The organism is Pararhodospirillum oryzae (genome assembly GCF_007992075.1).
Lineage (GTDB): Bacteria > Pseudomonadota > Alphaproteobacteria > Rhodospirillales > Rhodospirillaceae > Pararhodospirillum > Pararhodospirillum oryzae.
In genome coordinates this window covers 1-5,797 of sequence record NZ_BJZO01000139.1, presented here as the reverse complement: position 1 = coordinate 5,797, position 5,797 = coordinate 1, and the positions used below count along the sequence as shown (strand labels likewise).

Sequence of the window (5,797 nt, the reverse complement as noted above, 5' to 3'; positions counted from 1 at the left end):
CCTTTGGTATGACATCACGTAATCCCTACAAAAAACGGCCACGCAGGGAAGTCCTGGAAGGAGACTCCTACCGGTCTGTGCCGCGAAGGGAGACTGAGAAAAAGGAGAGGCGGACGGCGGCGGTTCCTCGCCTGGAACGCTCGCGCCGGAAGGCAGGCGGCTTCGGCTGAACAGGCGCCGCGGCTGTCCGGCCGGAGGATCCGGGCGGGACGACCCCGGTCCCGGGCAGGATGCCGCACCGTGAACCAGGGTTCAAGTCACCCGGTATCCAGGAAACGCCCGCCGGCGGGCGCGAGATCACGCGGCCGGCGGACGCGGCGCGAGCAAGACAAGGTCGCCGTCCCACAAAGGGGCGAGGTCGTCGCGGTTCAGGGCCAGGGGAGGGGAGGGGGTGGCGTCCCCGGGGCCATCCTCGCGGACCAGAAGGGCGGTCGGGGGCACGGTCCCGGCCGCCGGGACCAGTCCGTCAAGAATGGCGGTGGAGTGGTCGCGAAACACCAGAAGTCCCGGCAGGCAGGCGGCCACCGAAGGCAGCTCGCCCCAGGTCAGGCGCCGGTGGCGGGCCAGGAAGCCCGCGTCCCAGGCCACGGCTTGCACCGTTTCCAGGGGGACCGCCTCCCCCCTGAGGCCGTGCCGGGTGCCGAGGGCCCGCGCATCCAGCGCGCGCCCCTGGTCGCGCGCCAGGATAACCAGTCGTCCCAGAAAACAGGCATCAACCCATGGTCCAGGTTCCCCCATGGGCTTAGTCCGCCTTGGGGGGCAGGTTCAGGTCTTCCAGGATGCGGCTGCACTGGGATTCGACCGCGTCGATTTCCTCCAAGGTCACCTGAATATCGTCCAGCTGCTGACGCAAGGCCGCCCGGGAGCGCTGGCAACTGGCGATCAGACGCCGCAACTGCGCTTCTCCGGTGGGCTCGGCGTCGTACAGGTCGATGATTTCCTGGATTTCCCGCAGCGTGAAGCCCAGGCGCTTGCCTCTGAGTATGAGCTTCAGGCGGACCCGGTCGCGTGGGGAGTAAATGCGCCGCAGCCCGTCACGGGCCGGCGCGATCAACCCCTTGTCCTCGTAGAACCGGATGGCGCGGGGGGTCACGGAGAATTCACGGGCCAGATCGGCGATGCTGAAGGCGTCTTGCGCTTTGTCCATGGGCTTTACGTTTAGGTCAATGAAGGTTTGGACCTTATTGCAGACCTCATGTTTCTTCGCAAGGCCTCTTGCGAAAGACGTTGACGCAAGGAGAGCCCGCCGGGCCGATCCAGGCGACACTCTCGCGAAGGTGTGAACGTTTAAGTAGAGTGGTGACCGGATAATGCGCGCATGGCGACCATGCTTGCTTGGGGCCGGACCCCAGGAGGCCCCGGTGGAGGCTTGAAGCGAGAGGAGCGCGGGCTTCAGGAAAACAGGATAACGCACGCAAAAAGCAGCGATAAAGGGCGTGCGGAACCTCCCATAAAAAAACCGACGATATGCGACAATATCAAATAACGAGTAAGATATGGTTGGGTGCGTCTTGAGAATGTGAACCATGTCAAATGGTTGCGGTTGAAATCTTATGGTGTGGCCGTACACTTGGAGCGGTTGCACTCGCGTGAGAACCGGCGGCGGAAGGCACTCATTGGACGAACCGAATGACAAGAACGTACTGCGCCACTTCTATGGAGTATTTCTTCATTGGCTCAACGACATTGGGTAATGCCCCGTCCTTTTGGGAACCGGGGGCGACAAGACAGGAGACGGCGAAATCCGTGATGCCAGGAATGACCCCGCCCGGGGACAGGAGGGCGCGCGGCTCCGGCAGGCGGGGAAGGAGGGGGGCCATTGGAAGGCTCTCGACCGGGGGGCACCCTCTTCACGGCCACCCCCTCCACAGCCACCCCCAGGGACAGGGAGCCGGGCGGCGTGCCAGTCCGGGGATCAGGTGGGGGATTCACAAAAAAAACGCTCGCGGCGGATCATGCTGAAGGAAATTGATACCATGATCCAGATCCTGATGGTCGAGGACGTCGACCAGGAGCGAGGCGGGCTGCGCACTGGGTTGACCAGGGAAAATCTAAAGGTCGATGCGGTACCGAGTGAACAGGCCCTTCTTTCCACCTTAAGAGATGGACTGTACGATATTATTGTCATCGACTGCGATGTGACAGGCGTTGATGGCTGGAGTGTCGCCAGAACCATCCGTGACCGGCACAATGTCGGGATCATTCTGGTGGGAAACTTCGACTGCCCCGAGGATCGCATTCGAGGGTTCGCAAGCGGCGCGGATCATTCCTTTGTCAAGCCGGTGGACGCGCGCGAGCTGGCCGCGGCCATCCTTGCCTTGACCCGCCGCCTGAAGGGACGCGCCGCTCCCTCTCCCGCGCGCACTTCGTTCGAGGCTGGTCCCCGGGCGGAACACGACGCCAGAACCTGGGTGTTCGATCTGACGCGCTGGACCCTGACCGCGCCCGAGGGCGTGTCGGTGTTCCTGACCTCGACCGAAGTGCGTTTCTTGGAAGTCCTGCTTCAGTATCCTGGAGCCTTGGTCGCGCGGGCTGACTTGCTGTCGGCGATGCGGTACCAAAATACGGATTCCGGTAACCGAAATCTGGAAGCCCTGGTGCGGCGTCTGCGCCGCAAGGTTGAAGAGGCCACCCAGGCCCGTTCGACCATCCAGACCGTGCATCGTCAAGGCTACCTGTTCTCGGCGCCCGTGCGCATCGAGCGTCCCTGATCCATCACGCAAGGCCATCCGTTCTTGATCCAGGGACGGGAAAGCGAAGGCAGGGATCTTGCCGGAGCGCTTGCACCAGGCGCGGGGGGTGCCGTACACCTGCGCGGATCCCCCCGTGAACGGATCTACCGCGATGAGCGCTCCTGAATCCTCTTCTTCTCTCTCTCGTTTCGATGTGATCGTGATCGGTGCCGGTCCGGTCGGGCTGTCGGCGGTGTTTCAGTGCGGCATGCTGCGCCTGCGTTGCGCGGTGGTCGATGCCCTGGACGCTCCCGGTGGCCAGCTCACGGCCCTGTACCCGGAAAAGCCGATCTACGACATTCCCGGCTTTCCCGCGATCGCGGCCGGCGATCTGGTCGGGCGTCTGCTTGATCAGGCGGCGCCCTTCAACCCCGTTTATCATTTTTCCCACCTGGTCACGGGACTGGAACGCGACGAAGGGACCACGCCGGGGCTGTGGCGCGTGCGCACGGCCAAGGGGCTGGTTTTGGAAGCTCCGGTGGTGATCCTTGCCGCCGGGGCCGGGGCCTTTGGTCCCAACCGGCCGCCGCTCGCGGATCTGGAGGCCTATGAAGGCCACAGCGTGTTCTATTCCGTGGCCCGCCGCGAGACCCTGCGCGGCAAGCGGGTGGTGATCGCGGGCGGCGGTGATTCGGCGGTGGACTGGGCCTTGTCCCTGGCCGACGTGGCGGCGCGGGTCATGGTGGTGCATCGCCGGCCGCGTTTTCGCGCCGCTCCCGAGACCACGGCGCGGCTGGAGGCCCTGGCGGCGCAAGGGGCGCTGGATCTGGTCATTCCCTATCAGCTGCAGGCCCTGGAAGGGGAGGGCGGCATCCTGCGCTCGGTGATCGTGGCCGATCTGGATGGGGCACGGCGCCAGCTGGACGCCGACGTGCTGCTGGCGTTCTTCGGCCTCGCCACCGATCTGGGGCCGATGGCGGAGTGGGGCCTGGGCATCGAGCGCCACGCCATTCCGGTGTCCCAGGAAACCTGCCGGACCTGCCGGCCGGCCCTGTACGCCATCGGCGACGTGGCCACGTATCCCGGCAAGCGCAAATTGATCCTGACCGGTTTCGCCGAGGCCTCGGCGGCGGCGCACAACGCCCATGCCGACTGTCACCCCGGCGAGGGGCTGCATTTCGAGCATTCCACCACCACCGGCGTGCCCTCCCTGGGGTAGGGGGGGCAGGGCACTCGGTTCCCCCGATCATCCTGGGGGCGGCGCGCGGGCCCGTCGATTTTCGGGTACCGCGAGGGGCGGGTTTGGATCAAGGGAAGGCGTTCCCCCGGAAAGGGTGCCAAAGCCGGCATCGGAAACCATGGGGATGCCTTCCGGTTCATCATTCCGAAACCGATCGGAGGCATTAATCCTTTCCGGAGAGTCGGACGGCTCGACCCGTTGACGGGCAGACGAGGCGACGAGGGCAGGCATGGGGTCGTTACGGGAGCAAGGAGAGATCCCCTTGGGGGTCACGCAGAGCAAAATCCGGCTGCTCATGGAGCTGCGCCACAACGGGGTCTTCAATACCTCGGTGTTGCGGGCCATCGAACGCGTACCCCGGGATCAGTTCGTGGCGGGTCCCTTCCTCAACCGGGCCTACGAAAACACCGCCTTGCCCATTGGCTGCGGTCAGACGATCAGCCAGCCCCTGGTGGTGGGCCTGATGACCCAGGCCCTGGCCCTGACCGACCGCCACAAGGTTCTGGAGATCGGAACCGGCTCGGGCTACCAGACGGCGATCCTGGCCCGCCTGTGCCGGCGCGTGTACACCGTCGAGCGCCATGGCCCCCTGCTGGCCGAGGCCAAGGCACGCTTCAACGCGCTCAACATCCGCAACGTGGTGACCTTCGAGGGCGATGGCTATCGCGGCTGGCCCGAGCAAACGCCGTTCGAACGCATTCTGGTGACGGCGGCCGCCCCCGATATTCCCCGCTCGCTGGTTGACCACCTGGCGGTGGGGGGGCTCATGGTCCTGCCGGTGGGGGAGGAAGACGGCCCTCAGGACGTGGTGCGGGTGCGTCGGTTCGCGACACACATCCAGACGGAGACCCTGTTCCCGGTGCGGTTCGTCCCCATGGTTCAGGGCCTGCCTCCGCGCGAGGAAGACGTGCGTCCCCGATCCCCTGGCCCGGCGCCTCTCGACGCGCACGGGACATTGTGAGGGGCCGGTCCGCGCTCTATAGTGGCCCCATGATCCGCTTCGCCGTCACCCCCCGCCGTGCCTTTGTCCGTGTCCCCTGGGTCTCGCGTCCCTTGCGGCCGGTGCGTTGTCTTGCCTTGGGCCTGGGCCTTCTGGCGGCCGGGTGCGCCGGAGGCGCCCCGCCCAATGGCTTCCTGCCCCAGCGCTATTACACCGTGGCAGCGGGAGATACGCTGTATGCCATCTCCCGACGCACCAATGTGCCCTTGCGGGCCCTGATCGAGGAAAACGGCCTGGCCCCCCCCTTCATCGTGCGCGTGGGGCAGGTGCTGCGCCTGCCGGCCCAGCGTCAGCACGTGGTGGTGAAGGGTGAAACCGTCTACGGCATTTCCCGCCAGTATGGCGTGGACATGAACCAGCTCGCCCGGCGCAACGAACTGGGCAGCGATTACCGGATCCGGGTCGGGCAGGTGCTCCTGATTCCCCAAGACGACCAGGACCGTCCGGCCGGGGGCTCGTCCCCGGGAAGCTCTTCCACCGTGGCGCTGGCCTCGCCGCCGCCGCGCGCCGGTGCTTCGTCTTCGGTGGCGCCGCCCCCGGGGTCGGTTGGGGTGGAAACCCTGCCGCCGCCTTCGTCGGGCGAGGCCGCGCCTGCGTCCTCCGGATCCTGGTCCGCGTCCTCGGGCGAGCCGGCGTTGCTGGTGCCGCCGCGCGCGTCCTCCGAGCCGGGGGCGGTTGCCCTGGCGCCGGTTCATGCCCCCGGTGCCGAGGGCACGGGAAGTGCCTCGGGCGCGCCCGCTCCGGCCGAGCCCGCGCCGGCCTTTTCCACGCCTTCGCCGGAGGCGGGCGGGGCGTCCGACTCCACGGCCGCCGCGTCGTCGGCGCCGGCCTCCACCCCGGCCGGGGCCGCGCCCTCCGCCGGGGCCGCGCCCTCCGCCGGGGCCG

At 66.8% G+C, this 5,797-nt stretch carries 6 protein-coding genes; 4 read left to right on the top strand and 2 right to left on the bottom strand.

Annotated features, from left to right (window positions below; translation table 11 throughout):
• Positions 1–297: 297 nt before the first annotated feature.
• Both ROR02_RS15835 and ROR02_RS15830 read right to left on the bottom strand, forming a co-directional pair.
• A complete protein-coding gene (locus ROR02_RS15835; RefSeq protein WP_147165017.1) occupies positions 298–738 on the bottom strand; it encodes a cysteine peptidase family C39 domain-containing protein in 441 nt (146 codons plus the stop codon).
• A gap of 4 nt (positions 739–742) precedes the next feature.
• Entirely contained in the window at positions 743–1,147 is a 405-nt protein-coding gene (locus ROR02_RS15830) for a MerR family transcriptional regulator (RefSeq protein WP_147165016.1), read from the bottom strand.
• Between the two features lie 829 nt (positions 1,148–1,976).
• On the opposite strand from ROR02_RS15830, the gene ROR02_RS15825 reads away from it, so the two are divergent.
• The 4 genes from ROR02_RS15825 to ROR02_RS16775 form a co-directional block, all read left to right on the top strand.
• The gene (locus ROR02_RS15825; RefSeq protein ID WP_170245155.1) at positions 1,977–2,711 is read left to right on the top strand and encodes a response regulator transcription factor; all 735 of its coding nucleotides are present in this window, start codon (positions 1,977–1,979) and stop codon (positions 2,709–2,711) included.
• A 133-nt stretch (positions 2,712–2,844) separates the two neighbouring features.
• Positions 2,845–3,891 carry an NAD(P)/FAD-dependent oxidoreductase gene (locus ROR02_RS15820; protein WP_147165014.1) on the top strand — a complete coding sequence of 349 codons (1,047 nt, stop codon included), beginning with the start codon at positions 2,845–2,847 and terminating at the stop codon, positions 3,889–3,891.
• A 283-nt stretch (positions 3,892–4,174) separates the two neighbouring features.
• The gene (locus tag ROR02_RS15815) at positions 4,175–4,873 is read left to right on the top strand and encodes a protein-L-isoaspartate(D-aspartate) O-methyltransferase (RefSeq protein WP_281291060.1); all 699 of its coding nucleotides are present in this window, start codon (positions 4,175–4,177) and stop codon (positions 4,871–4,873) included.
• 29 nt (positions 4,874–4,902) lie between these two features.
• Positions 4,903–5,797: LysM peptidoglycan-binding domain-containing protein (locus ROR02_RS16775; protein ID WP_147165012.1), on the top strand; the 895-nt coding region annotated here is incomplete at its 3' end.

Bases quoted from the DNA above. Each gene is read 5' to 3' on its own strand.
- ROR02_RS15825 (WP_170245155.1), top strand. From the start codon at position 1,977: ATGATCCAGATCCTGATGGTCGAGGACGTCGACCAGGAGCGAGGCGGG.
- ROR02_RS15835 (WP_147165017.1), bottom strand. From the start codon at position 738: ATGGGGGAACCTGGACCATGGGTTGATGCCTGTTTTCTGGGACGACTG.
- ROR02_RS15820 (WP_147165014.1), top strand. From the start codon at position 2,845: ATGAGCGCTCCTGAATCCTCTTCTTCTCTCTCTCGTTTCGATGTGATC.
- ROR02_RS15830 (WP_147165016.1), bottom strand. From the start codon at position 1,147: ATGGACAAAGCGCAAGACGCCTTCAGCATCGCCGATCTGGCCCGTGAA.